Raw genomic sequence first — 21,429 nt, 5'->3', positions numbered from 1 at the left:
GGGCGGTAGGGCGGCTCACGCCAGCACCCGCCCCACGGTCCCCCGCGCCCCCGCATCCCGAGGGTCGTCGCGCAGCGTGATCAGCGCCTTCCACAGCGCCCAGCCTTTCCCGCGCGCCCACATCGCGTCGTCGACGCCCAGCACCCGCCGGTACGCATCCCTCGCCTCGCCATCCAGCGTCGTCCAGGCCAGCGCCAGGTCGCACGCCGGGTCGCCGACGCCCGAAGTGCCGAAGTCGATCACCGCCGCCAGGGCGCCGTCGCGCATCAGCAGGTTGCCGACCGCGATGTCGCCATGGAACCACACCGGGTCGCCGTGCCAGGTGGCGTCTTCGGCCTCCGCCCAGACGCGGGCGGCCGCCGCAGCGTCGATCGGGTCGCCGGCGGCGGCGAGCGCGGCGATGGCGGCGCGGGTCTCGTCGCCGTAGACCGCTGGCGGGTCTCCGCGGAAGAAGTTGTGGCGGCCCGGGCGCGGTGCCCCGTCGGACGGGCACGACCGCAGCGCCACCAGGAACGATCCGACCGCCTCCGCGAACGCCACCGGGTCGCCGATGCCGTCGAGCGCCGCCGGGCGTCCGTCGAGCCAGCGGTAGACCGACCACCGGTACGGGTAGCCGAACTCCGGCTCGCCCGCAGCGACCGGCACCGGGATGGGCAGCGGCAGCAGCGGCGCGAGGCGCGGGAGCCACTGCTGCTCCTTGGCCACCTGCTCCGCGTACCACGGGCCGCTCGGCATCCGGATGCTCAGCGCGTCCCCCAGCCGGAAGGTGCGGTTGTCCCAGCCGTCCAGCTCCACCGGCCGGATGGGCAGGGCGGCCCACGCGGGGAACTGGCTGTCGATCAGCCGCCGCGCGAGGGCGGCGTCCACGGCGGGCGGCTCAGCGCCTGACATAGCGCAGCAGGAGCGTGTCGCCGGAGACGAGCGTGTGGGCGAGCTTCAGGCCGACCGGCACGATCGGCGACGCCCCGGAGGCGATGCGGGTCGCCACCCCCGCCTCCAGCCGTGGGCTGATCGTGAGGCACAACTCGTCCAGCTCCCCGGATGCGATCAGGTCGCCGAATAGGTGCGGACCGCCCTCGCAGTGGATGCGGCCGAGGCCGCGCTCCGCGAGCACCCGCACCAGCGCATCCACCTCGACGCGCTGGCGGCCGCAGACCACCACGTCCGCCACCTCCGACAGCGCTTCGCGGGTGTCGTGTCTGGCGATCTCGGTGGTGAGCACGATCGGGCGCACCGGCGCATCCTGGAAGATCGGGCTCGCCGGGTCGAGGTCGAGGCTCGCCGAGACGATGGCGAAGACCGGATGCGCGCTCAGCCCGTGCGCCACCCGCCAGCGCTCGGAGACCGCGCCCACCCGCATCGCCGCGTATCCCTCCGCGCGCACGGTGCCCGCTCCGACGACCACCACGTCGCAGAGGCGGCGCAGGATGCCGAACACGCGCTTGTCCGCCTCGTCGGAGAGCCCGCCGGACAGGCCCTGGTGCGTCGCGGCGCCGTCCACGCTGCTGACGAAGTTGACGCGCAGCCACGGCTCGTCGCCGACACCATCGCTGTAGAGGGCGGCGAGATCGTCGTCTCCGAGTCCTTCCGCCGCGGGCAGCGGATAGACCTTGGCGATGGCTGCGTCACTCATTCACGTCTCCCATGTTGTGCGTCAGGTATGCGGGCTCGCGCAGCCCGAGGATGGCCTCCGTCATGCGCGCAGCGGCGACGGAGGCGCCCACGTCGTGCATCCGGATGATCCTGGCCCCGTTGACGATGGAGACGACCGCAGCGGCGAGGGAGCCCTCCAGGCGGGCATCGCGCGGCGCATCCAGGGTCTCCCCGATGAAGTCCTTGTTGGAGACGGCGGCGAGGGTCGGATATCCGAGATCGGCGATCTCGCTGAGCCTCCTGGTGAGCTCCAGCGAGTGCAGCGTGTTCTTGTTGAGGTCGTGCCCCGGGTCGACGATGATCCGATCCTCCGGGATGCCCGCGGCGAGCGCGACCTCCACCCTGCCGAGCAGGAAGGCGGCGACCTCGGCGGCGATGTCGTCGTAGTGCGGCCGGGGGTAGAACGTGCGCGGTGCGGCGAGACTGTGGGTGATGACCAGCGTGGCGTCGCTGTCGGCGACCACGGACACCAGGCGCGGGTCGCTGAGGCCGGTCGTGTCGTTCACGACGGTCGCGCCCGCTGCGATGGCGCGGCGGGCCACCTCGGCGTGGAAGGTGTCCACGGAGATGACCACGTCCGACCCCGCCCGCAGCTCGGCCACCACCGGCACCACCCTGTCGGCCTCCGCCTCCACCGGGATGGGGTCGCCCGGGGCGAACGGGACGCCGCCGATGTCCACCCAGTCCGCGCCCAGCTCGACAGCGCGGAAGCTGGCCTGCACGGCCTTGTCGAGGGCGAAGGTCCTCCCCCGGTCGAAGAACGAGTCCGGTGTGCGGTTGACGACGGCCATCACCGCGACGCGGCGGGAGAAATCGAAGGTGCGGGCGCCGATGGTGCGGACGGGGATGCGGAGCGGGGGCAGATACATCTCAGAGCGTGGCAAGGTCCACGCTCTCGTCGGTGAGGCGTGCGGCGTCGACGCGCTCGCCGGAGCGGATCAGACGCTGCACCTGGTCGTTCACATCCCAGACGTTGACGTTCATCCCGGCCACCACACGTTCGTTGCGCAGCCAGAACGCGACGAACTCGCGCCGGTCGACGTCTCCGCGGTAGACGACCCTGGCGTCGGCGGCCAGTGGGCCGTATCCCGAATACTCCATCCCCAGATCGTATTGGTCGGAGTAGAAGTACGGGATGTCGTCGTAGCTCGCCGCCTCGCCGAGCACGCTGCGCGCCGCGACGGTGCCGCCGGCGATGGCGTTCGCCCAGTGCTCGTTCCGGAGGTGCCGGCCGATGACGGGGAGGAACGGGTTGGCCACGTCACCGGCCGCGAAGACGTCCTCCGCCGCCGTGCGCATCCCCTGGTCGACCGGGATGCCGTTGTCGACGGTGAGGCCGGACCGCTCGGCGATGGCGGTGTTGGGCACCGCGCCGACACCGACGACCACCAGGTCGGCCGGGATGCGCTCCCCGGTGCCGGTGACCACCTCGCGGGGTCCGTCGTCCGCTCCGTCGATCGCGACCACCGATGCCGCATTGCGGAACGAGACGCCGTTGTCGGTGTGCAGCCGCTCGAACACGCGGCCGAGCTCGGGGCCGATCGCGGAACTGAGCGGCACGGCGGAGCTGCCGACCACGGTCACGTCGTTCCCGTACCCGCGCGCCGCCGCGGCGACCTCGAGGCCGATCCAGCCGGAGCCGACGATGACCACGCGGCGGCCTCCCACCTCGAGCGCGGAGCGCAGCCACTCGCTGTCCTCGACCGTCCGCAGCGTGAACACCGCCCCGTGCCCTGCACCGGGCACGCTCAGTCTCCGCGGGCTCGCGCCGGTCGCGATCACCAGGCTGTCGAACGTGATCCTCGCCCCTCCGTCGAGGAACAGCTCGTGCGCAGCCGCATCGAACGAGTTCGCGGTGGTCTCCGGCAGGAACTCGACGTCGTTCTCCGCGTACCACCCCTCCGGATGCACGTCCCCCTCCGAGCGTTCCGCGTCGCCCTTCAGGTACTCCTTCGACAGCGGCGGCCGGATGTACGGGTGGTGCGCCTCCGCGCCGAACAGCAGGATGCGGCCGTCGAATCCGCGCTCGCGCAACTCGGTGGCGACGGTGGCTCCGGCCAGTCCTGCTCCGGCGATGACGACGGTGGGCTTCGACATGGGGATCCTCCTCGCGACGGCTGTTCCCAGCATCCACTGTTCCCTCGGCACCCGCCAGACCCTCACACCAATCCCACACCGAGCGCTCACAGGCAGGATTCAGCCAACGCGCAGATACTAGGAGCCATGAACGCCGGACCTCGCATCCTGATCGTCGACGACGAGCCCAACATCCGCGACCTGCTCACCACCAGCCTCCGCTTCGCAGGGTTCGCCGTGCGCGCGGTCGGCAACGGCGCGCAGGCCATCTCCGCGGTCCTCGAAGAGGAACCAGACCTCATCATCCTCGACGTGATGCTCCCCGACATGAACGGCTTCGGCGTCACCAAGCGCCTCCGCGGCGCCGGGTACACCGCGCCCATCCTGTTCCTGACGGCCAAGGACGACACGGAAGACAAGATCACCGGCCTCACCGTCGGCGGCGACGACTACGTCACCAAGCCGTTCAGCCTCGACGAGATCGTCGCCCGCATCAAGGCCATCCTGCGCCGCACGATGCAGGCGGATGAAGACGCGGTCATCCGCGCCGGCGAGCTGACGATGGACCAAGACACCCACGAGGTCTTCGTCGGCGACACCGCCATCGAGCTCAGCCCCACCGAGTTCAAGCTGCTGCGCTACCTCATGCTCAACCCCAACCGCGTGCTGTCGAAGGCGCAGATCCTCGACCACGTCTGGGAGTACGACTTCAACGGCGACGCCGGCATCGTCGAGTCCTACATCTCCTACCTGCGCCGCAAGGTGGATGCGCACTCCAGCGAGCCGCTCATCCAGACCAAGCGCGGGTTCGGCTACATGCTGAAGGCCGCGAAGGTCTGACCAGGCTCCTCCACATGCCTGGCACAGCTTCGGCTGCGTAAACTGGCGGCCTCATGCACACACGCTTACTCGATCGATGGAACGCGATCTCCCTGCGCACCAAGATCACCGGCGTGACCGTGCTGATGCTGACCCTCGGCCTGCTCGTGACGGGCATCGGCACCATGTCGATGCTGAAGCCCGTGCTGCTCGACCAGCTGGATGCTCAGCTGTCCGCCGCGTCCGGCGGCAGCTACCTCAACACCTACCTCTACGGCACCTCGGCCGACAGCGAGAAGATCGCGACGGACGCCAGCCCGTCCGACTACTTCGCCGCGCTCTACGACGCGGACGGCAACCTGGTGAGGACCAACTGGTCCAACATCCCGGAGGCCCACCGGCCCGCCGTCCCCAAGTCGCTGACGGTGCCGGAGAGCAAGCTCCTCCCCTCCGGCGGCTATCCGCTGCTCAGCAATGACGGCCACACCGCATACCGCGCGCTGGCCACGACGGTCACGCTGACCAACCCGCCCGGCGCGCTCGGCACGGCCATCGTCGCGACGACCACCTCGCAGATCGACACCGTGATGGCGAGCTTCCTCGCGATCTTCCTCGGCTTCGGCGTGATCGTCATCATCGTCGGCGCCGGCCTCACCAGGATGCTCGTGACCACGACGTTCTCCCCGCTGCGGGAGGTGGAGCAGACGGCGGCGGCCATCGCGGACGGCGACTTCAGCCAGCGCCTCGGCGGCGCCACCCCGAACACCGAGGTCGGCCGCCTCAACCGGTCCCTCAACACGATGCTGAACCGCATCGACCGCGCGTTCAACGACCGCGCGAGAACCATCGAGCAGATGCGCCGCTTCGTCGGGGACGCCAGCCACGAGCTGCGCACCCCGCTCGTCTCCGTGCGCGGCTACGCAGAGCTGTACCGGATGGGCGCCCTGCAGACCCCCGAGGACGTCGCGCAGGCGATGGACAGGATCGAGAAGGAGGCCATCCGGATGGGCGGCCTGGTGGAGGACCTGCTCGAACTCGCCCGACTCGACGAGACCAAGCCGCTCGACCTGCATCCCGTCGACCTGGTGCGCATCGCCCAGGACGCGGCAATGGATGCGATGGCCGGCGCCCCCGGCCGTGTCGTCACCGTCATCACCCCCGACCCGATCGCCGCCCCCGAGTTCGGTCCGGAAGAACCGGGCGTCGACACGGTCCCGATGCCCATCCAGGACCAGGCGGCGCGCGTCAGCAACGCCACGGGACCGATCGCGTTCGCGGGCGCGACGCTCGCGCGGCTGCGCCGCGGCCGCTCCCGCCGGCCGGGCAGCACAGAGCCGATGCCCGTCACCACCGCGGAGAAGGTGGTGCTGCACCAGCCCGTTCCGGCTGAGCCCGCCATCGTGCTGGCGGAGGAGAACAAGCTGCGCCAGGTGGTCACCAACTTGATGGGCAACGCGCTGCGATACACCGCGGAGGGCACCCCGATCGAGATCATGGTGCAGGTGAACCACCTCACCGGTCGCGCGATCCTGGAGGTGCGCGACCACGGCGACGGCATCCCGCCGCAGATCCGCGAGAAGATCTTCCAGCGCTTCTGGCGCGCAGACACGTCCCGCGCCCGCGAGACCGGCGGCAGCGGCCTCGGCCTCGCCATCGTCTCCTCGATCGTCGCCGCCCACCGCGGCACCGTCGAGGTCGTCGAGACGGACGGCGGCGGCGCCACCTTCCGCGTCTCCCTCCCGCTCGCGGAGACCGCGGCCTGATCCGCGATATACCAGTAACTGCACCGCATCCCGGGCGTTTCGCGACAGTTCGTGGTATCTCGCCGATGGATGCGCCGGGCACGACGGATATGACGGACACGACGGATACGACGAAAGAGGGCGCCTCCCGTGCGGGAGACGCCCTCTTCGTGGTGCTGGGTAGGACTTAGAAGTCCATGCCGCCGGTGGGGTCGCCGGCCGGGGCCGGGTTCTTCTCCGGCTTGTCGGCGACGACGGCCTCGGTGGTGAGGAACAGGCCGGCGATCGACGCTGCGTTCTGCAGGGCCGAGCGGGTGACCTTCACCGGGTCGTTGATGCCGGTGGCCAGCATGTCGACGTACTCGCCGGTCGCGGCGTTGAGGCCGTGTCCGACCGGGAGGTTGCGGACCTTCTCGACCACGACGCCGGCCTCGAGGCCTGCGTTGATGGCGATCTGCTTGAGCGGAGCCTCGATGGCGACCTTGACGATGTTCGCGCCGGTGGCCTCGTCACCCGTGAGCTCGAGCTTCTCGAAAGCGGTCTTGCCCGCCTGGATGAGGGCGACGCCACCACCGGCGACGATGCCCTCTTCGACGGCTGCCTTCGCGTTGCGGACGGCGTCCTCGATGCGGTGCTTGCGCTCCTTGAGCTCGACCTCGGTCGCGGCTCCGGCCTTGATGACCGCGACACCGCCGGCGAGCTTCGCCAGGCGCTCCTGCAGCTTCTCACGGTCGTAGTCGCTGTCGGTGTTGTCGATCTCGTTGCGGATCTGAGCGACGCGTCCCGCGATGGCCTCGGGGTCGCCCGCGCCCTCGACGATGGTGGTCTCATCCTTGGTGATGACGACCTTGCGTGCCTGACCGAGCAGGTCGAGGGTGACGTTCTCGAGCTTGAGGCCGACCTCCTCGGAGATGACCTGGCCACCGGTGAGGATGGCGATGTCCTGCAGCTGCGCCTTGCGGCGGTCGCCGAAGCCGGGAGCCTTGACGGCGACCGACTTGAAGATGCCGCGGATCTTGTTGACGATCAGCGTGGCCAGGGCCTCGCCGTCGACGTCCTCCGCGATGATCAGGAGCTGCTTGTTGGCCTGGATCACCTTGTCGACGATCGGCAGCAGATCCTTGATGTTGGAGATCTTCTGGTTGGCGATGAGGATGTACGGGTCTTCGAACACCGCCTCCTGGCGGTCCTGGTCGGTGACGAAGTACTGCGACAGGTAGCCCTTGTCGAAGCGCATGCCCTCGGTCAGCTCGAGCTCGGTGCCGAAGGTGTTCGACTCCTCGACGGTGACGACGCCCTCCTTGCCGACCTTGTCGATCGCCTCGGCGATGATGTCGCCGATGGTGGTGTCTCCGGCGGAGATGGATGCGGTTGCAGCGATCTCCTCCTTGGTCTCGACCTCCTTGGCGCTCGCGATGAGCTCCTCGGTGACGGCCTTGACGGCCTTCTCGATGCCACGCTTCAGGGTGATGGGGTCTGCGCCGGCGGCCACGTTGCGGAGGCCTTCCTTGACGAGCGCCTGAGCGAGAACGGTCGCGGTGGTGGTTCCGTCACCGGCGACGTCGTCGGTCTTCTTGGCGACCTCCTTGACGAGCTCCGCGCCGATCTTCTCGAACGGGTCGTCGAGCTCGATCTCCTTCGCGATGGAAACGCCGTCGTTGGTGATCGTGGGGGCGCCCCACTTCTTCTCGAGAACGACGTTGCGGCCACGCGGGCCCAGCGTCACCTTGACGGTGTCGGCCAGGATGTTGAGGCCGCGCTCAAGGCCGCGGCGGGCGTCCTCGTCGAAAGCAATGATCTTTGCCATGGTTGTTTCTCGTCCCTCCCGGACGTCTGCGAAAGATGCGAACGGTTAGCACTCGATCAGATGGAGTGCTAAAGCGATTCTGGCACTCGGGGCAGCCGAGTGCAAGGTGAGTCCGCCGACAGCAGACACGGAGAGAGGAGTTAAACAGGAGAGCGCCGCCCCTTCAGGGACGACGCTCCGCCAGGTTGGTTGCTGCGTGCTACGCCGGACGCACCGACTCAGCCTGCGGGCCCTTCTGTCCGCTGCCGACTTCGAACACGACCTGCTGACCCTCTTCGAGGACCTTGTAGCCGTTCATGTCAATGGCGGAGTAGTGGACGAACACGTCCTGTCCCCCGTCGTCGACGGTGATGAATCCGTAGCCCTTTTCAGCGTTGAACCACTTCACGGTTCCGTTCGCCATGCATAACTCCTATTGCTGTGTTTCGTAGCGACGGCCCATCACCGGCGCGTTGAATCCAGATACTAATGCTTTCAATGCACGTAAACACCAGCTATTTCGGCAAAAAGACGGGAAATGACCGGAAACCGTCAGAAGTTAAACACGCCCGAAACAATACGGGACGGACCGAAATCGTCAGCCGGTGAAGTTGCTTCCCAGCACGACTGTGATATCGGCGCCAGTGTCCGCGTAGTCCTGGGTCTCGGCGGTGGTGGCTCCCGGCAGCGCCTGGGCGACACCGAGCGCCGCCCCCGCGTTCTTCGGGTCGGAGTAGTAGACGACGGTCTGCGTCAGGTCGGTCTTGTCCGCGTTGGCGAGCGCGCCCACCTTGATGCCGGCCGCGGTGAGCTTGGTCCGGGCTGCGGCAGCGAGGTCCGGAGTCGTGGTGCCGTTGAGCACGTTCACCGTGAGTGCAGGATCGATCGTCGGCACGATGGTCGGCGTCGGAGACGGCGTCGGCGTCTTGGAGGCCGAGCTGGTGCCCGGCGTGCCGTGGAAGGAGATGCTGCCGTTGATGAGCGAGAGCCCAAAGACTCCAGCGCCGATCAGCACGATGGTGGCGAGCGCCGCCCAGCCGAAGCCGATCCAGCCGCGCCCTTTTGCGCGGGGCGCGCGGTGCGCGCCGACGCGGTTCAGGTCGTCCGGAATCGCGTCGAAACGGTCTTTGGGGTACTTCTCTGCCATCGTGTCGGTGGTCCTCAGTCGTCGGACGCGAGCGTCCGGGAGCTTCTGGCGGCCATTCTCGCCTCGCGCAGTCTGAGCAGGCGCTTGACGAGCATGGGGTCGTGCTGCAGAGCGGCTGGCTGGTCGATCAGCGCACCGAGCAGCTGATAGTACCGCGCCGCCGACAGGCCGAACTCCTCACGGATGGCCTGCTCCTTGGCGCCGGCATGCCGCCACCACTGCCGCTCGAACGCGAGGATCGCGACGTCCCGCTCGCTCAGGCCGTCTGGGCGCTGAATGGATGCCCGGTCGTCTGCCGCGTTCGCCACCATGATCCCTTCATGCCTGTCGGTCGTGCCGCCGCTCCTGCGTTCGCGGTTCATCCTATTTGCGGGTTTCTGTGTGTTGGCCTTTCGGCGCGCGGCGGTTCTCGGGACGAAACAGGGAACAGCCGCGCCCTCTCCTCCGTTTAGTGTGGAGAAACGACGAAAGGAACACGCATGGAGTACGACGTCGCCAAGAGCGAAGACGAGTGGCGCAAGGAGCTCAGCCCGGAGCAGTACGCCGTGCTGCGTGAGGCGGGAACAGAGCGGCCGTGGACAGGCGAACTGCTCGACGAGAGCCGCGCCGGTCTCTACACCTGTGCCGCCTGCGGAGCCGAGCTGTTCAAGTCGGGCACCAAGTTCGACTCCGGATGCGGCTGGCCCAGCTTCTACGAGTCCGTTCGCCCGGACGCCGTGCAGCTGCTCGAGGACAACAGCCTCGGGATGGTGCGCACCGAGGTCCGCTGCGCCACCTGCGGCTCGCACCTCGGACACGTCTTCGACGACGGCTTCGGCACCCCGACCGGCGACCGGTACTGCATGAACTCGCTGTCCCTCAACTTCACCGAGGGCGAGCAGGCGTGACAGACCTGGTCGACGCCGTCGCCTCCCGTCGCTCGTACTCGCGGGTGACCGAGGCGGCGCCGACCCACGAGGAGCTGCTGCCCCTGGTGGCGGCTGCCGGCCGGGTCGCCGACCACAGCGCCCTGCACCCGTGGCGCGTGATCGAGCTGCGCGGGGAGGCCCGCGACCGCCTCGGCGCCGCGTTCGCGAAGGACGCACGCGTCTCGGGCAAAGACGCGGAGAAGCTCGTCGCGAAGACGCACCGCGCCTCGCTGTTGCTTGCGATCGTCGCCGTGCGCAGCACAAGTGGCAAGGTGCCGGGCTGGGAACAGGACGCCGTGGCATCCGGCGTCGCGCACATCCTGAGCCTGCTGCTGCACGATGCGGGCTGGGGCGTGATCTGGCGCACCGGTCACCACACCAGGTCGAAGGCCGTCCACGCGATGCACGGCCTGAAGAAGAACGAGCGGCTGCTCGGCTGGCTCTACGTCGGCGGAATCCCGGACGGTTCCAAGGAGAGCCACCGCAAGGCGGTCGACCCCGAGCGCTACCTCACGACGCTTTCGTAGCGTCCCCGCGCCCGGCCGGGGTCCCCCACCGGATGCTCGCCACGGCAACCGCGACGAGCGCCAGCACGGTGCCGGCCACCGTCGACAGCGCCACGGGATGCGCGGCGCTCGGCGCCAGCAGGTCGAGCAGGAGCGCGGTCAGCAGCTGGCCGGCAACGGTGGCGAGACCGAGCACCAGCACGCCGAGCACCCGGACGAGCAGCGCGGCCCCCGCGATGAAGATGCAGCCGATCGCGCCGCCGACGTAGAGCCAGGGCTCCGTCGGCAGCGCTGTCGGCCAGCCGACGATGGACGAGTGGACGACCATCAGCACGAGCAGGACCGTCGTGCCGACGACGAAGTTGATGAACGTGGCCGTCAAGGCGCTCTCCGCGACCACGCGGACCTGCCCATTCACGGCCTGCTGCCAGCCGATGCCGAGTCCGGCGATCAGCGGGAGCGCCATCATCCAGACCGGGACGCCGCTGCCGAACTGGGACGAGACGGCCCAGGTGACGGCGACGAGGGCGAGCGCGGCCCCGACGACTCGCGCGGGCGTGAGTGCACGCTTGCCGCCTGCGCCGATCCCGATCCTGTCGAGGACGAGCCCGCTCACCGTCTGCCCGGCGACGATGGAGACGGTGAACAGGGCGACGCCGAGTACGGCGGCGGTGAGCCCCTGCGACAGCACGAGGAAGGCGCCGGCCGCGCCTCCGCAGACGTACCACCAGCGCAGCTCCCGGCCGCGCAGGGCGCGCAGCACCCTGCCGAGGCCCCGTCGACCGGCAGGAGCCACGGCGAGCGCGACGAGCAGGATGAGCAGGCCGGAGCCGAACGAGATGACGGCGGCGGTGAAGCCGTCGCCGATGCGCGCGCCCAGCTCGCCGTTGACGCGCGACTGGAGGGCGACACCCGCTCCGCAGACGACGGCGAAGACAATGGCCAGCCACACGGGGAAGGCCCGTCTCCTGTCAGCGTTCACCGATCAAGCCTAGAGGCAGCGGGCTCGTCGGTGCGCGCCTCCACCTCCCGGGAACCGGGGTCAGGGGGCGGGCGCGTCGCCGTCCGCGGGGGTCGGGTGCGGCAGCCAGGGGATGTTCTCCTCCGGCGCCACCTCCTTCTCGATGGAGAGGTCGTAGTCGTCGTCTTCCGGCTTCTTGTCGGTCATGGCGACAGCGTACGCCCGGTCGGCCGGGGGCCGAAGGGGTGCGGCGGTGGCTCGGGCGGGCGGGTGCTCAGGCGGGCGCCGTCTCAGGCGGGCGGGGCGTCGGCGAGCAGGGCGAGCGGCGACTCCATCGCGTCCGCGATGTCGCGCAGCAGCCCCGCCGCCACTCCCCCGTCGGTCACCCGGTGGTCGAAGACCAGCGAGAGCTGGGCGATGCGGCGGGGCACGACGGCGCCGTCGACCACCCAGGGACGCTCGATCATCCGGCCGATGCCGAGGATCGCGACCTCCGGGTGGTTGATGATCGCCGCGCTGCCGTCGACACCGAGGCTGCCGTAGTTGTTGATGGTGAAGGTCGAGCCTGTCAGCTCAGCGGGGGCGAGGGAGCCTGCACGGGCGTCGCGGGTGAGCCTGTCGAACGCGCCGTCGAGCTCGCGGATGGTCATTCTGTCCGCGCGACGGACCACCGGGACCACCAGCCCGCGCGGCGAGTCGACGGCGAAGCCGAGGTTCACGCCGTCGAAGGTGTCGATCCCTGCGCCGTCGGCGGTGACGCGCCCGGCCAGCTCGGGACGCCGGGCGAGCGCCGCGAGCGTGAACCGGGCGACGAACGACAGGAGGGACGGGGTGCGGTCGCCGAAGCGCAGCCGGCGCCGCGCGTCCCAGAGCTCGGTGGCGTCCACGTCGACCCACACGGTCGCCTCGGGGATCTCGGACCTGCTGCGGGTCATGTTCGCGGCGACGGTGCGGCGGAACAGCGAGAACGGGGTGGATGCGCGGAGCGCGAGGCCCGTGCGCTGGTCGACGGTGGGTGCCGCGGTGGCGGGTGCGACGGTGGCAGGCGCTGCGGTGGCCGGTTGGGTGTCCGCGGGAGAGGTCGCTGCGAACGCCGCCTCCACGTCGCGGCGGGTGATCACGCCGCCCTCGCCCGTCGGGCGCACCGTGGACAGGTCGATCCCGTGCGTGCGCGCGAGCGTGCGAACGACCGGCGAGATGACCGCCACCGGCCCGGACCTGGCGGGTGTCAGCGTGGACGACGGCATGATCGTGCGGCGCACCCTGCGATGGCCGGAGTGGCGCAGCTCGGTGGTGCCGTAGCCGACGAGGACGTTGCCGGATCCTCCGGTGGACCCTCCCGTGGATCCTCCCGTGGCCTCCGGGTCGGGCGCGGGAACCGCATCCGGTTGCTGCTGCGTGACCTCGATCAGCGGGGCTCCGACGGCGAGCGCCTCCCCCTCCTCCCCGTGCAGCGCGGCGACGACACCCCCGAACGGCGACGGCACCTCCACGACCGACTTGGCCGTCTCCACCTCGGCGATCGGCTGGTCGACGGCGACCGCGTCTCCGACGGCGACGAGCCAGCGGACCAGCTCGGCCTCCGTGAGTCCTTCGCCGAGGTCGGGCAGCCGGAAGACCTGGGCGCTCATGCGTCCTCCCACTGCAGGTCGTCGACCGCGTCGAGGATGCGGTCGACGCCCGGCAGGTAGAACTTCTCGAGCTTCGGCGGGGCGAACGGGGTGTCGAAACCGGTCACCCGGCGCACGGGGGCTTCGAGCACATGGAAGCAGCGCTCCGAGACGCGGGCGGCGATCTCGCTGGCCATACTGGCGAAGCCGGGCGCCTCCGCGATCACCACGGCGCGACCCGTGGACCGTACGGCGGCGCACACCGTCTCGTCGTCGAACGGCACCAGGCTGCGCAGGTCGACCACCTGCAGACTGCGGCCCTCCTCCTCCGCCGCCTCGGCTGCGGCGAGCGCGACCGGCACGCTGGGGCCGTATGCGATGAGCGTGGCGTCCGTGCCCTCCCTGGCGATGCGCGCGGAGCCCAGCTGCGGAAGCGGCGCGGTGACGTCGACCTCGCCCGTCGACCAGTACAGCTTCTTCGGTTCGAGGAACACCACCGGGTCCGGCGAGGCGATGGATGCGCGGAGCAGGCCGTACGCATCGTGCGGGTTGGCCGGCGACACCACCGTGAGCCCCGGCGTGTGGGCGTAGTACGACTCGGACGAGTCCGAGTGGTGCTCGACGCCGCCGATGCCGCCCGCGTACGGGATGCGGATCACCATCGGCAGCCGCACGGCCCCCTTGGTGCGGTTGCCCATCTTGGCGACGTGGTCGACGATCTGCTCGAACGCCGGGTACGCGAACGCGTCGAACTGCATCTCGACCACCGGCCGCATCCCGTTCATGGCCATGCCGACGGCGGTGCCGACGATGCCGGCCTCCGCGAGCGGGGTGTCGAAGCAGCGGGTCTCGCCGAAGCGGGCGGCGAGGCCGTCGGTGATGCGGAAGACGCCGCCGAGCACGCCGACGTCCTCGCCGAAGACGAGGACGGCCGGGTCGGCGTCCAGGGCGTCGGCGAGCGCGCGGTTGATGGCCTGGGCCATCGACATCGTGGTCGTGGCCGGAGCCGTGCCGTGGTCGGCCGGGGCGTCGTGCATGAGCGTCATCGGGCTGCCTCCTGGTCTGCGTTTCCTGCCTGCTGCTGGCGAGCGAGCTCGTCGGCCAGCTGCGCTGCCTGTTCCTTCAGTTGCGGGGTCTGCAGGGCGTAGACGTGGGCGAACAGGTCCTCCGGGTGCGGTTCGGCCTCCGCGTTGATCGCCTGGCGCAGGTCGCTGGCGACCCGCTCCGCGTGGGCCTGCAGCTCGACCTCGTCTCCGTCGCTCAGCGCATCCATCGCCCGCAGCCAGGTGCGCACCCGCACCAGCGGATCGCGGGCGAGCCACGGGGTGACCTCGTCGTCGCTGCGGTAGCGGGTGGCGTCGTCGGCGTTGGTGTGCGACTGGATGCGGTAGGTCAGCGCCTCCACGAGCGTCGGGCCCCCGCCGTCGCGGGCCTCGTCCACGGCTTCGCCGAGGACGGCGAGCAGGGCGGCGAGGTCGTTGCCGTCGACCTGGCGGCCGCGCATCCCGTAGCCGACGCCCTTGTGCGCGATGCTCGGTGCAGCGGTCTGCCTGCTGAGCGGCACGGAGATGGCGTAGCCGTTGTTCTGCACGAGGAAGACGACGGGCAGGTGGAAGACGGCGGCGAAGTTCAGAGCCTCGTGGAAGTCGCCCTCGCTGGTCGCGCCGTCCCCGCAGATGGCGAGGACGACGGTGTCCTCCCCGCGCATCCTGGCCGCGTGCGCGAAGCCGACGGCGTGCAGGAGCTGGGTGGCGAGCGGGGTGGCCTGCGGGGCGACATTGTGCTCGCGGGGGTCGTAGCCGGAGTGCCAGTCTCCGCGCAGCAGCAGGAACGCGTCGAACGGGTCGACGCCGCGCGTGATGACCGCAACGGTGTCACGGTAGGTGGGGAACAGCCAGTCCTGGTCGCCGAGCACCATCGCCGCCGCGACCTCGCAGGCCTCCTGGCCGTGCGACGACGGATAGACGGCCAGGCGGCCCTGGCGCACCAGAGCGTTGGCCTGGTCGTTGATCCGGCGTCCGATGACCAGCTTGCGGTAGCCGTCGAGCATCCGCTCGGTGGACGGGGTGGGGTACTGGTCGTCCTCGTGGGACGAGCCATCCTGATCGATCAGCCGCACCGGGGTGGCGCGCGGCAGCAGGTCGTCGGCGTGCATCCGTTCTCCTTTGAAAGACGTCGCTGTCTCTCAGAATGACTCGGCTGGATTCGCTGCGCCAGATGTCCGCCGTTTTCGAGACGAACGGGTGCAGATGGGCGATGTGCGTGTCAAACTGTCTGACAGACATGGACGACATCGACACCCGGATCCTCGACGCACTCCGCGCCGACGGCCGCGCCTCCATCACCGCGGTCGCCGAGGCGGCGCACGTCTCCCGCGCGAACGCGTACACCCGGCTCTCGCGGCTGATCGAAGACGGCGTGATCACCGGGTTCACGGCGAAGGTCGACCCCCGGCTCTCCGGGCGCGCGTCGTCGGCGTACGTGACGATGCGGGTGGAGCAGGCGTCGTGGCACGAACTGCGGGACACCCTGCGCGCCATCCCGGAGGTGGAGCACTTCGCCCTGGTCGGCGGCGACTTCGACGTGATCCTGCTCGTGCGGGCGCGCGACAACGAAGACCTGCGCAGGGTGGTGCTGGAGGAGCTGCCGGCGATCCCGTCGGTGCGGGACACGAAGACGTCGCTGGTGTTCGAGGACCACGACCTGCGCTGAGTGCGCTGATTGTTACTGCGGCTTGTCCAGGATCAGGTTGGTGATCCTCGCGGTGCAGAGGCGGTTGCCGTCCTCGTCGGTGACGACGATCTCGTGCGAGGCGACCGTGCGGCCGAGCCGGATGGCCGTGGCGACGCCGGTGACCAGGCCGCTGCGGGCGGAACGGTGGTGGGTGGCGTTGATGTCGACCCCGACGGCGGTGCGTCCTGGACCCGCGTGGATGACGGCCGCCCAGGAGCCGAGCGCCTCGGCGAAGGCGACGGAGGCCCCGCCGTGCAGCAGCCCGAACGACTGGCGGTTGCCCTCCACCGGCATCGTGGCGACCACGCGCTCCGCCGACTGCTCCAGGATGCGGACGCCCATCTTCTCGTCCAGTTCGCCGAGGTGGATGGTCCAGTCGCCGTCGCTCATGCGCCACAGCATACCGGCGGAGTTGTGGTGAGCGGCCGTGTCTGAAAAGATTACTTCCTGAACGTTCGGTCGGTAATTCTGGCCGACGTCGCTCGATGGCGAACGACAGGAAGACGGGGCAGCACGATGACCGAGGCCTACCTGGTCGGCGGAGTCCGCACGGCGGTCGGACGGTACGGCGGAGCCCTCAGCGGCGTGCGCCCGGACGACCTGGCCGCCCTCGTCGTCGCCGAGGCGGTGCGCCGCGCGGGCGTCGACCCGCAGACCATCGACGAGGTGATCCTCGGGGCGGCCAACCAGGCGGGAGAGGACAACCGCAACGTCGCCCGCATGGCCGCGCTGCTCGGCGGGCTGCCGGATGCGGTGCCGGGCGTCACGGTGAACCGGCTCTGCGCATCCGGGCTCTCGGCGGTCACGATGGCGGCGCAGGCGGTGCGGGCGGGCGACGCGGACATCGTCGTCGCGGGCGGTGTCGAGTCGATGACGAGGGCGCCGTGGGTGCAGGGCAAGCCGGAACGCGCGTTCGCCAAGCCGGGCCCGCAGTTCGATACCTCGATCGGCTGGCGGTTCACCAACCCGCGCTTCCTCGAACGCGACAAGGCGACGTACTCGATGCCGGAGACGGCGGAGGAGGTCGCGCGCATCGACGGCATCAGCAGGGAGGACGCCGACGCGTTCGCGCTGCGCAGCCACCAGCGCGCGGCGGCGGCGACGGACGCCGGACGGTTCGCCGACGAGATCGTTCCGGTGGAGACGCCGCGTGGCTCCGTCACGGCCGACGAGAGCATCCGGCGCGACACGACCCTGGATGCGCTGGCCGGGCTCCGTCCGGTGGTGGCCGGCGGCAGGGTGGTCACCGCCGGCAACGCGTCGCCGCTCAACGACGGGGCGTCCGCGATCGTCGTGGCGAGCGCCGACGCCGTCGCCCGCTACGGGCTCACGCCGCGGGCGCGCGTGATCGTCGGCACGAGCGTCGGCGTCGCTCCGGAGATCATGGGGCTCGGGCCGGTGCCCGCGGTGAACAAGGCGCTCGAACGCTCCGGCCTGGAGCTCGGGCAGCTGGGCAGCATCGAGCTGAACGAGGCGTTCGCGAGCCAGGCGCTCGCGTGCATCCGGCGGCTGGGCCTCGACGAGGACCGCGTCAACGCCGACGGCGGAGCCATCGCGCTCGGCCACGCGCTCGGTTCGAGCGGCTCGCGGCTGCTGGTGACGCTGCTCGGCCGGATGGAACGGGACGGCTCGCAGTACGGGCTCGCCACGATGTGCGTGGGCGTCGGGCAGGGTGCGGCGATGATCGTGGAGGCAGCATGAACGGGATGCGCACCCTCCTGTTCGAGGAGGCGGACGACCGCGTCGTCGTACGTCTGAACCGGCCGGAGACCAGGAACGCGATCGACCAGCGGATGGTCGACGACCTGCACGAGGTGTGCGCCGCCCTGGAGGCGGAGCCGCGCATCCTGATCGTGACCGGCGGAGACGGCGTGTTCGCGTCCGGTGCAGACATCGCCGAGCTGCGCGAGCGCACGGCCGCCGACGCGCGCCTCCTCATCAACGCCACGGTGTTCGGCAGAATCGCCGCGCTGCCGCTGCCGGTGATCGCGGCGCTCGACGGCTATGCGCTCGGCGGAGGGGCGGAGCTGGCGTACGCGGCCGACTTCCGCATCGGAACGCCCCGGCTGCGCATCGGCAACCCGGAGACCGGACTCGGCATCATCGCCGCGGCCGGTGCGCTCTGGCGGCTGGCCGAGCTGGTCGGCGAACCGCTGGCAAAGGAGATCGTGCTGGCGGGACGCATCCTGAACGGCGAAGAGGCGCTGGCCGCACGGCTCGTCACCGAACTGCACGACCCGGATGCGCTGCTCCCTGCCGCGCACGCGCTCGCCGACCGCATCGCCGCCAACGACCGGCTGGCGACGCGCTACACCAAGGCGGTGTTTCACGCGCCGCGCTCCGAGCATCCGGCTGCGGAGGCGGACGCACAGGCGGTGCTGTTCGAGTCACCGGAGAAGCATCGCAGGATGACGGCGTTCCTGGAGCGGAGGCGGCGAGCATGAGCGGGGTGCCCGAGCAGGTGAGGGTTCGTGAGCGGGTCGGCGTGCTCGGCGGAGGACGGATGGGCGCGGGAATCGCGCACGCGTTCCTGCTGGCGGGTGCGACCGTGACGGTGGTCGAGCGCGACGGCGAGGCGGCCGACGCCGCGCGGGCGCGCATCCGGAGTGCCGTCGACGCCTCGGTGCAGCGAGGCACGACCACGCTCGGCGCCGACGACCTGGAGGCGCGGCTCGTGACCGCGACCGACGTGGGCGGGTTCGCCGACTGCGGCCTGGTGATCGAGGCGGTGCCGGAGGACCGGTCACTCAAAGCGGACGCGCTGCTCCGGGCGGAGAGCGCCATCGCCGACGGCGCCGTGCTCGCCAGCAACACGTCGTCCATCTCCATCGACGAGCTGGCCGCCGACCTCCGCTCCCCCGGCCGCTTCCTCGGGATGCACTTCTTCAACCCCGTTCCCGCGTCTGCGCTCGTCGAGGTCGTCACCGGCTCCGCGACGCTGCCCGAGGTGGTCGAGGCGGCCCACGGCTGGGTCTCCGCGATCGGCAAGACGCCGATCACCGTCGCGGACGCCCCTGGCTTCGCCTCGTCGCGCCTCGGCGTCGCGCTCGGGCTGGAGGCGATCCGGATGCTCGAAGACGGCGTCGCGAGCGCCGACGACATCGACGCGGCGATGGTCCTCGGCTACAAGCACCCGGTCGGGCCGCTGCGGCTGACCGACCTGGTCGGTCTGGATGTGCGGCTCGGCATCGCCGAGTACCTGCACGAACACCTCGGCCCGCGCTTCGAGCCGCCGCACCTGCTGCGCACGATGGTCGCGGAAGGGCGGCTCGGGCGGAAGTCCGGGCGCGGCTTCTACGACTGGCCGGATGCGCAGGGCGCGCCCACCAGCGCCACGCCGGCCACCACCGCCACCACCACCACCACAGCCACAACCACCACTCCCACCACAGCCACACCGGAGGTTCACCGATGAGCCAGCACGACATCCTGCCCAGCTACGTGATGGGCGGGTGGTGGACGCCGGCCGAGGCGGACGCCGCCGACGCCGCGGAGGTGCGCGACGCATCCACTGGCAAGCTCGTCGCCCGGGTGAGCACCGCCGGGCTCGACCTGGCCGGAGTGCTCGACTACGCCCGCACCGTCGGGCAGGCATCGCTCGGCGAACTCACCTTCCATCAGCGGGCGGTGCTGCTCAAGCAGTTCGCCCAGGCGTTGACCGTGCGGAAGGACGAGCTGTACGCACTGTCGAGCAGGGCGGGCGCGACGAAGGCAGACTCCTGGATCGACATCGACGGCGGCATCGGCGTGCTGTTCACCTTCTCGTCGAAGGGACGCCGCGAGCTGCCGAACGGTCAGGTCTACCTGGACGGTCCCGTCGAGTCGCTCTCGGCGGACGGGTCGTTCCTCGCCAGGCACATCTACACCCGGCTGCCGGGCGTCGCCGTGCAGATCAACGCGTTCAACTTCCCGGTCTGGGGTGCGCTGGAGAAGTTCGCGCCCGCGTTCCTCGCCGGGGTGCCGACCGTCGTGAAGCCCGCGACGCCGACCGGCTACGTCGCTGAGGCGATGGTGCGCATCCTGGACGAGACCGGGCTGCTGCCCGCCGGTTCGCTGCAGCTGGTGTCGGGCGGCGTCCCCGACCTATTCGAGCACCTGCGACTCGGCGACATCGTCGCGTTCACGGGATCCGCGTCGACCGCGGAGAAGCTGCGGGCGCACGACTCCGTGCAGACCGGTGGGGTGCGGTTCACGAGCGAGACGGACTCGATCAACGCGTCGGTGCTCGGTGCGGACGCCGGGGCGGGCACGCCGGAGTTCGACGCGTACGTGAAGCAGCTGGTGACCGAGCTGACGGCGAAGTCAGGCCAGAAGTGCACCGCGATCCGCCGCGCCATCGTGCCGGCCGCGGTGGTCAGCGACCTGGTGGACGCTGTGCGGGACCGCATCCGGCAGCGGGTGGTGCTCGGCGACCCGCGCGCGGACGGCGTGACGATGGGGCCGCTCGCCTCCCTCGCGCAGCGGGACGAGGTGCTGCGCCAGGTGCGCACGCTGGTCGACGCGGGCGGCGAGATCGTCGTCGGCGACCTCGCGACCCCCGACGTGCTGCGTGCGGACGGCACGACAGGACCGGCGGACGACGGCGCGTTCGTCGCGCCTCTCCTGCTCCGTTTCGCCGACCCCGACGTGGATGCGGTGCACACGGTCGAGGCGTTCGGCCCTGTCGCGAGCATCCTGAGCTACGACAGCACCGAGGAGGCCGTGCGCCTGGTCGCGCGCGGCGGAGGCTCGCTCGTCACCAGCGTCGCGACCCACGATCCGGCCATCGCGCGCGAGCTGGTGGGCGGGATCGCCGCCTCCAACGGCCGCGTGCTGTTGCTCGACCGCGACGATGCGCGCACCTCCACCGGCCACGGCTCCCCAATGCCGCACCTCGTGCACGGCGGACCGGGCCGGGCAGGAGGCGGCGAGGAGCTGGGCGGCATCCGGGCGGTGCTGCACCACATGCAGCGCACCGCGATCCAGGGCACCCCCGAGCTGCTGACCGCGGTGACCGGTGTGTGGCACCAGGGGGCGACGGCGAGCGCAGAGGGGGTGCACCCGTTCCGCAAGGCGTTGTCGACCCTGACCATCGGCGACCAGGTGGAGTCGAAGAGCCGCCGGGTGACGCTCGACGACATCGAGACGTTCGCGACGTTCACGGGCGACACGTTCTACGCGCACATGGACGAGGAGGCGGCGGCCGCCAACCCGTTCTTCCCCGGCAGGGTGGCCCACGGCTACCTGCTCGTGTCCTGGGCGGCCGGTCTGTTCGTCGACCCGGCGCCCGGCCCGGTGCTCGCGAACTACGGACTGGAGAACCTGCGCTTCCTCACGCCGGTGGTGCCGGGCGACAGCATCCGGGTGACCCTGACGGCCAAGCAGATCACCCCGCGCGAGACCGACGAATACGGCGAGGTGCGCTGGGACGCTGTCATCCACAACCAGCACGACGAGACGGTGGCGACGTACGACGTGCTGACGCTGGTGGCGAAGGAGTAGCCGCCGC

Annotated in this window: 23 protein-coding genes; 9 read left to right on the top strand and 14 right to left on the bottom strand. The window is 70.5% G+C overall.

Translation table 11 applies throughout. The features are described from left to right. Positions 1-15: 15 nt before the first annotated feature. Genes AC1ROC_RS12940 through AC1ROC_RS12925 form a run of 4 tightly spaced genes read right to left on the bottom strand, consistent with a single transcriptional unit; the run spans position 16 to position 3,750 of the window. The gene (locus AC1ROC_RS12940) at positions 16-891 is read right to left on the bottom strand and encodes an aminoglycoside phosphotransferase family protein (protein ID WP_493000599.1); all 876 of its coding nucleotides are present in this window, start codon (positions 889-891) and stop codon (positions 16-18) included. Then, positions 878-1,633, bottom strand: coding sequence for a pyrimidine reductase family protein (locus AC1ROC_RS12935; RefSeq protein WP_085370739.1), 756 nt, complete (start codon positions 1,631-1,633; stop codon positions 878-880). The genes AC1ROC_RS12940 and AC1ROC_RS12935 overlap by 14 nt, the downstream gene beginning before the upstream one ends. Continuing rightward, positions 1,626-2,522, bottom strand: a complete 897-nt coding sequence (gene folP, locus AC1ROC_RS12930) for a dihydropteroate synthase (RefSeq protein ID WP_493000596.1) — start codon at positions 2,520-2,522, stop codon at positions 1,626-1,628. The genes AC1ROC_RS12935 and folP overlap by 8 nt, the downstream gene beginning before the upstream one ends. A 1-nt stretch (position 2,523) precedes the next feature. Continuing rightward, positions 2,524-3,750, bottom strand: a complete 1,227-nt coding sequence (locus tag AC1ROC_RS12925) for an NAD(P)/FAD-dependent oxidoreductase (RefSeq protein WP_493000594.1) — start codon at positions 3,748-3,750, stop codon at positions 2,524-2,526. A gap of 126 nt (positions 3,751-3,876) precedes the next feature. On the opposite strand from AC1ROC_RS12925, the gene AC1ROC_RS12920 reads away from it, so the two are divergent. Further along, positions 3,877-4,569, top strand: coding sequence for a response regulator transcription factor (locus tag AC1ROC_RS12920; protein WP_055895214.1), 693 nt, complete (start codon positions 3,877-3,879; stop codon positions 4,567-4,569). A gap of 53 nt (positions 4,570-4,622) precedes the next feature. Beyond that, complete coding sequence (locus AC1ROC_RS12915; RefSeq protein WP_493000592.1) at positions 4,623-6,311, top strand: sensor histidine kinase; 1,689 nt, start codon at positions 4,623-4,625, stop codon at positions 6,309-6,311. A 166-nt stretch (positions 6,312-6,477) separates the two neighbouring features. On the opposite strand, the gene groL is transcribed toward AC1ROC_RS12915, so the two are convergent. From groL to AC1ROC_RS12895, 4 genes are all read right to left on the bottom strand, one after another. Continuing rightward, positions 6,478-8,097 carry a chaperonin GroEL gene (gene groL, locus AC1ROC_RS12910; protein WP_168689899.1) on the bottom strand — a complete coding sequence of 540 codons (1,620 nt, stop codon included), beginning with the start codon at positions 8,095-8,097 and terminating at the stop codon, positions 6,478-6,480. A 199-nt stretch (positions 8,098-8,296) separates the two neighbouring features. Next, the gene (locus AC1ROC_RS12905) at positions 8,297-8,500 is read right to left on the bottom strand and encodes a cold-shock protein (protein WP_055895205.1); all 204 of its coding nucleotides are present in this window, start codon (positions 8,498-8,500) and stop codon (positions 8,297-8,299) included. Positions 8,501-8,674: 174 nt separating this feature from the next. Further along, positions 8,675-9,223: a LytR C-terminal domain-containing protein gene (locus AC1ROC_RS12900; RefSeq protein WP_493000589.1), complete on the bottom strand. Its 549-nt coding sequence runs from the start codon at positions 9,221-9,223 to the stop codon at positions 8,675-8,677. 14 nt (positions 9,224-9,237) lie between these two features. Beyond that, positions 9,238-9,534: a DUF3263 domain-containing protein gene (locus tag AC1ROC_RS12895; protein WP_143466008.1), complete on the bottom strand. Its 297-nt coding sequence runs from the start codon at positions 9,532-9,534 to the stop codon at positions 9,238-9,240. Positions 9,535-9,702: 168 nt separating this feature from the next. On the opposite strand from AC1ROC_RS12895, the gene msrB reads away from it, so the two are divergent. Both msrB and AC1ROC_RS12885 read left to right on the top strand, forming a co-directional pair. Continuing rightward, complete coding sequence (msrB, locus tag AC1ROC_RS12890; protein WP_168689901.1) at positions 9,703-10,110, top strand: peptide-methionine (R)-S-oxide reductase MsrB; 408 nt, start codon at positions 9,703-9,705, stop codon at positions 10,108-10,110. Beyond that, positions 10,107-10,658: a nitroreductase family protein gene (locus tag AC1ROC_RS12885; protein ID WP_493000587.1), complete on the top strand. Its 552-nt coding sequence runs from the start codon at positions 10,107-10,109 to the stop codon at positions 10,656-10,658. The genes msrB and AC1ROC_RS12885 overlap by 4 nt, the downstream gene beginning before the upstream one ends. Here AC1ROC_RS12885 and AC1ROC_RS12880 read toward each other — a convergent pair. From AC1ROC_RS12880 to pdhA, 5 genes are all read right to left on the bottom strand, one after another. Then, positions 10,642-11,619, bottom strand: coding sequence for a DMT family transporter (locus tag AC1ROC_RS12880; RefSeq protein WP_493000585.1), 978 nt, complete (start codon positions 11,617-11,619; stop codon positions 10,642-10,644). The two genes, AC1ROC_RS12885 and AC1ROC_RS12880, sit on opposite strands and share 17 nt — an antisense overlap. 60 nt (positions 11,620-11,679) lie before the next feature. Next, positions 11,680-11,805: a hypothetical protein gene (locus AC1ROC_RS12875; RefSeq protein WP_281727766.1), complete on the bottom strand. Its 126-nt coding sequence runs from the start codon at positions 11,803-11,805 to the stop codon at positions 11,680-11,682. 83 nt (positions 11,806-11,888) lie between these two features. Next, on the bottom strand, positions 11,889-13,229 hold the full coding sequence (locus AC1ROC_RS12870) for a dihydrolipoamide acetyltransferase family protein (protein WP_493000583.1): 1,341 nt from the start codon (positions 13,227-13,229) through the stop codon (positions 11,889-11,891). Continuing rightward, positions 13,226-14,254 (bottom strand): alpha-ketoacid dehydrogenase subunit beta, encoded by a 1,029-nt coding sequence (locus AC1ROC_RS12865; RefSeq protein ID WP_493000581.1) that lies wholly within the window; start codon positions 14,252-14,254, stop codon positions 13,226-13,228. Before AC1ROC_RS12865 ends, AC1ROC_RS12870 begins: the two co-directional genes overlap by 4 nt. Continuing rightward, complete coding sequence (gene pdhA, locus AC1ROC_RS12860; protein WP_085371284.1) at positions 14,251-15,363, bottom strand: pyruvate dehydrogenase (acetyl-transferring) E1 component subunit alpha; 1,113 nt, start codon at positions 15,361-15,363, stop codon at positions 14,251-14,253. The genes AC1ROC_RS12865 and pdhA overlap by 4 nt, the downstream gene beginning before the upstream one ends. A gap of 128 nt (positions 15,364-15,491) precedes the next feature. Here pdhA and AC1ROC_RS12855 point away from each other — a divergent pair, with 128 nt between their 5' ends. After that, positions 15,492-15,920 (top strand): Lrp/AsnC family transcriptional regulator, encoded by a 429-nt coding sequence (locus AC1ROC_RS12855; RefSeq protein WP_085371283.1) that lies wholly within the window; start codon positions 15,492-15,494, stop codon positions 15,918-15,920. A gap of 12 nt (positions 15,921-15,932) precedes the next feature. Here the strand turns inward: AC1ROC_RS12855 and AC1ROC_RS12850 are convergent, their stop codons facing one another. Further along, on the bottom strand, positions 15,933-16,331 hold the full coding sequence (locus AC1ROC_RS12850; RefSeq protein WP_085371282.1) for a PaaI family thioesterase: 399 nt from the start codon (positions 16,329-16,331) through the stop codon (positions 15,933-15,935). A 126-nt stretch (positions 16,332-16,457) separates the two neighbouring features. Between AC1ROC_RS12850 and AC1ROC_RS12845 the strand changes: the two genes are divergently transcribed. From AC1ROC_RS12845 to paaZ, 4 genes are read left to right on the top strand one after another with little or no spacing between them, the layout of a single operon-like run. Continuing rightward, positions 16,458-17,642 carry a thiolase family protein gene (locus AC1ROC_RS12845; protein ID WP_085371281.1) on the top strand — a complete coding sequence of 395 codons (1,185 nt, stop codon included), beginning with the start codon at positions 16,458-16,460 and terminating at the stop codon, positions 17,640-17,642. Then, entirely contained in the window at positions 17,639-18,385 is a 747-nt protein-coding gene (locus AC1ROC_RS12840) for an enoyl-CoA hydratase/isomerase family protein (protein WP_085371280.1), read from the top strand. Before AC1ROC_RS12845 ends, AC1ROC_RS12840 begins: the two co-directional genes overlap by 4 nt. Continuing rightward, on the top strand, positions 18,382-19,356 hold the full coding sequence (locus AC1ROC_RS12835; protein WP_085371279.1) for a 3-hydroxyacyl-CoA dehydrogenase family protein: 975 nt from the start codon (positions 18,382-18,384) through the stop codon (positions 19,354-19,356). The genes AC1ROC_RS12840 and AC1ROC_RS12835 overlap by 4 nt, the downstream gene beginning before the upstream one ends. Beyond that, positions 19,353-21,422 carry a phenylacetic acid degradation bifunctional protein PaaZ gene (paaZ, locus tag AC1ROC_RS12830; RefSeq protein ID WP_085371278.1) on the top strand — a complete coding sequence of 690 codons (2,070 nt, stop codon included), beginning with the start codon at positions 19,353-19,355 and terminating at the stop codon, positions 21,420-21,422. Before AC1ROC_RS12835 ends, paaZ begins: the two co-directional genes overlap by 4 nt. Positions 21,423-21,429 lie beyond the last annotated feature (7 nt).

It is taken from the genome of Leifsonia sp. GW821-FHT13C05, from assembly GCF_058806515.1.
This window is presented reverse-complemented; position numbering and strand designations above follow the sequence as displayed.

Coding starts and splice junctions, on each gene's coding strand:
- paaZ (WP_085371278.1), top strand. CDS start 19,353: ATGAGCCAGCACGACATCCTGCCCAGCTACGTGATGGGCGGGTGGTGG.
- AC1ROC_RS12835 (WP_085371279.1), top strand. CDS start 18,382: ATGAGCGGGGTGCCCGAGCAGGTGAGGGTTCGTGAGCGGGTCGGCGTG.
- AC1ROC_RS12840 (WP_085371280.1), top strand. CDS start 17,639: ATGAACGGGATGCGCACCCTCCTGTTCGAGGAGGCGGACGACCGCGTC.
- AC1ROC_RS12870 (WP_493000583.1), bottom strand. CDS start 13,229: ATGAGCGCCCAGGTCTTCCGGCTGCCCGACCTCGGCGAAGGACTCACG.
- AC1ROC_RS12925 (WP_493000594.1), bottom strand. CDS start 3,750: ATGTCGAAGCCCACCGTCGTCATCGCCGGAGCAGGACTGGCCGGAGCC.
- groL (WP_168689899.1), bottom strand. CDS start 8,097: ATGGCAAAGATCATTGCTTTCGACGAGGACGCCCGCCGCGGCCTTGAG.
- msrB (WP_168689901.1), top strand. CDS start 9,703: ATGGAGTACGACGTCGCCAAGAGCGAAGACGAGTGGCGCAAGGAGCTC.
- AC1ROC_RS12865 (WP_493000581.1), bottom strand. CDS start 14,254: ATGACGCTCATGCACGACGCCCCGGCCGACCACGGCACGGCTCCGGCC.
- AC1ROC_RS12875 (WP_281727766.1), bottom strand. CDS start 11,805: ATGACCGACAAGAAGCCGGAAGACGACGACTACGACCTCTCCATCGAG.
- AC1ROC_RS12940 (WP_493000599.1), bottom strand. CDS start 891: ATGTCAGGCGCTGAGCCGCCCGCCGTGGACGCCGCCCTCGCGCGGCGG.
- AC1ROC_RS12900 (WP_493000589.1), bottom strand. CDS start 9,223: ATGGCAGAGAAGTACCCCAAAGACCGTTTCGACGCGATTCCGGACGAC.
- AC1ROC_RS12915 (WP_493000592.1), top strand. CDS start 4,623: ATGCACACACGCTTACTCGATCGATGGAACGCGATCTCCCTGCGCACC.
- AC1ROC_RS12845 (WP_085371281.1), top strand. CDS start 16,458: ATGACCGAGGCCTACCTGGTCGGCGGAGTCCGCACGGCGGTCGGACGG.
- AC1ROC_RS12895 (WP_143466008.1), bottom strand. CDS start 9,534: ATGGTGGCGAACGCGGCAGACGACCGGGCATCCATTCAGCGCCCAGAC.
- AC1ROC_RS12905 (WP_055895205.1), bottom strand. CDS start 8,500: ATGGCGAACGGAACCGTGAAGTGGTTCAACGCTGAAAAGGGCTACGGA.
- AC1ROC_RS12850 (WP_085371282.1), bottom strand. CDS start 16,331: ATGAGCGACGGCGACTGGACCATCCACCTCGGCGAACTGGACGAGAAG.
- AC1ROC_RS12920 (WP_055895214.1), top strand. CDS start 3,877: ATGAACGCCGGACCTCGCATCCTGATCGTCGACGACGAGCCCAACATC.
- pdhA (WP_085371284.1), bottom strand. CDS start 15,363: ATGCACGCCGACGACCTGCTGCCGCGCGCCACCCCGGTGCGGCTGATC.
- folP (WP_493000596.1), bottom strand. CDS start 2,522: ATGTATCTGCCCCCGCTCCGCATCCCCGTCCGCACCATCGGCGCCCGC.
- AC1ROC_RS12855 (WP_085371283.1), top strand. CDS start 15,492: ATGGACGACATCGACACCCGGATCCTCGACGCACTCCGCGCCGACGGC.
- AC1ROC_RS12935 (WP_085370739.1), bottom strand. CDS start 1,633: ATGAGTGACGCAGCCATCGCCAAGGTCTATCCGCTGCCCGCGGCGGAA.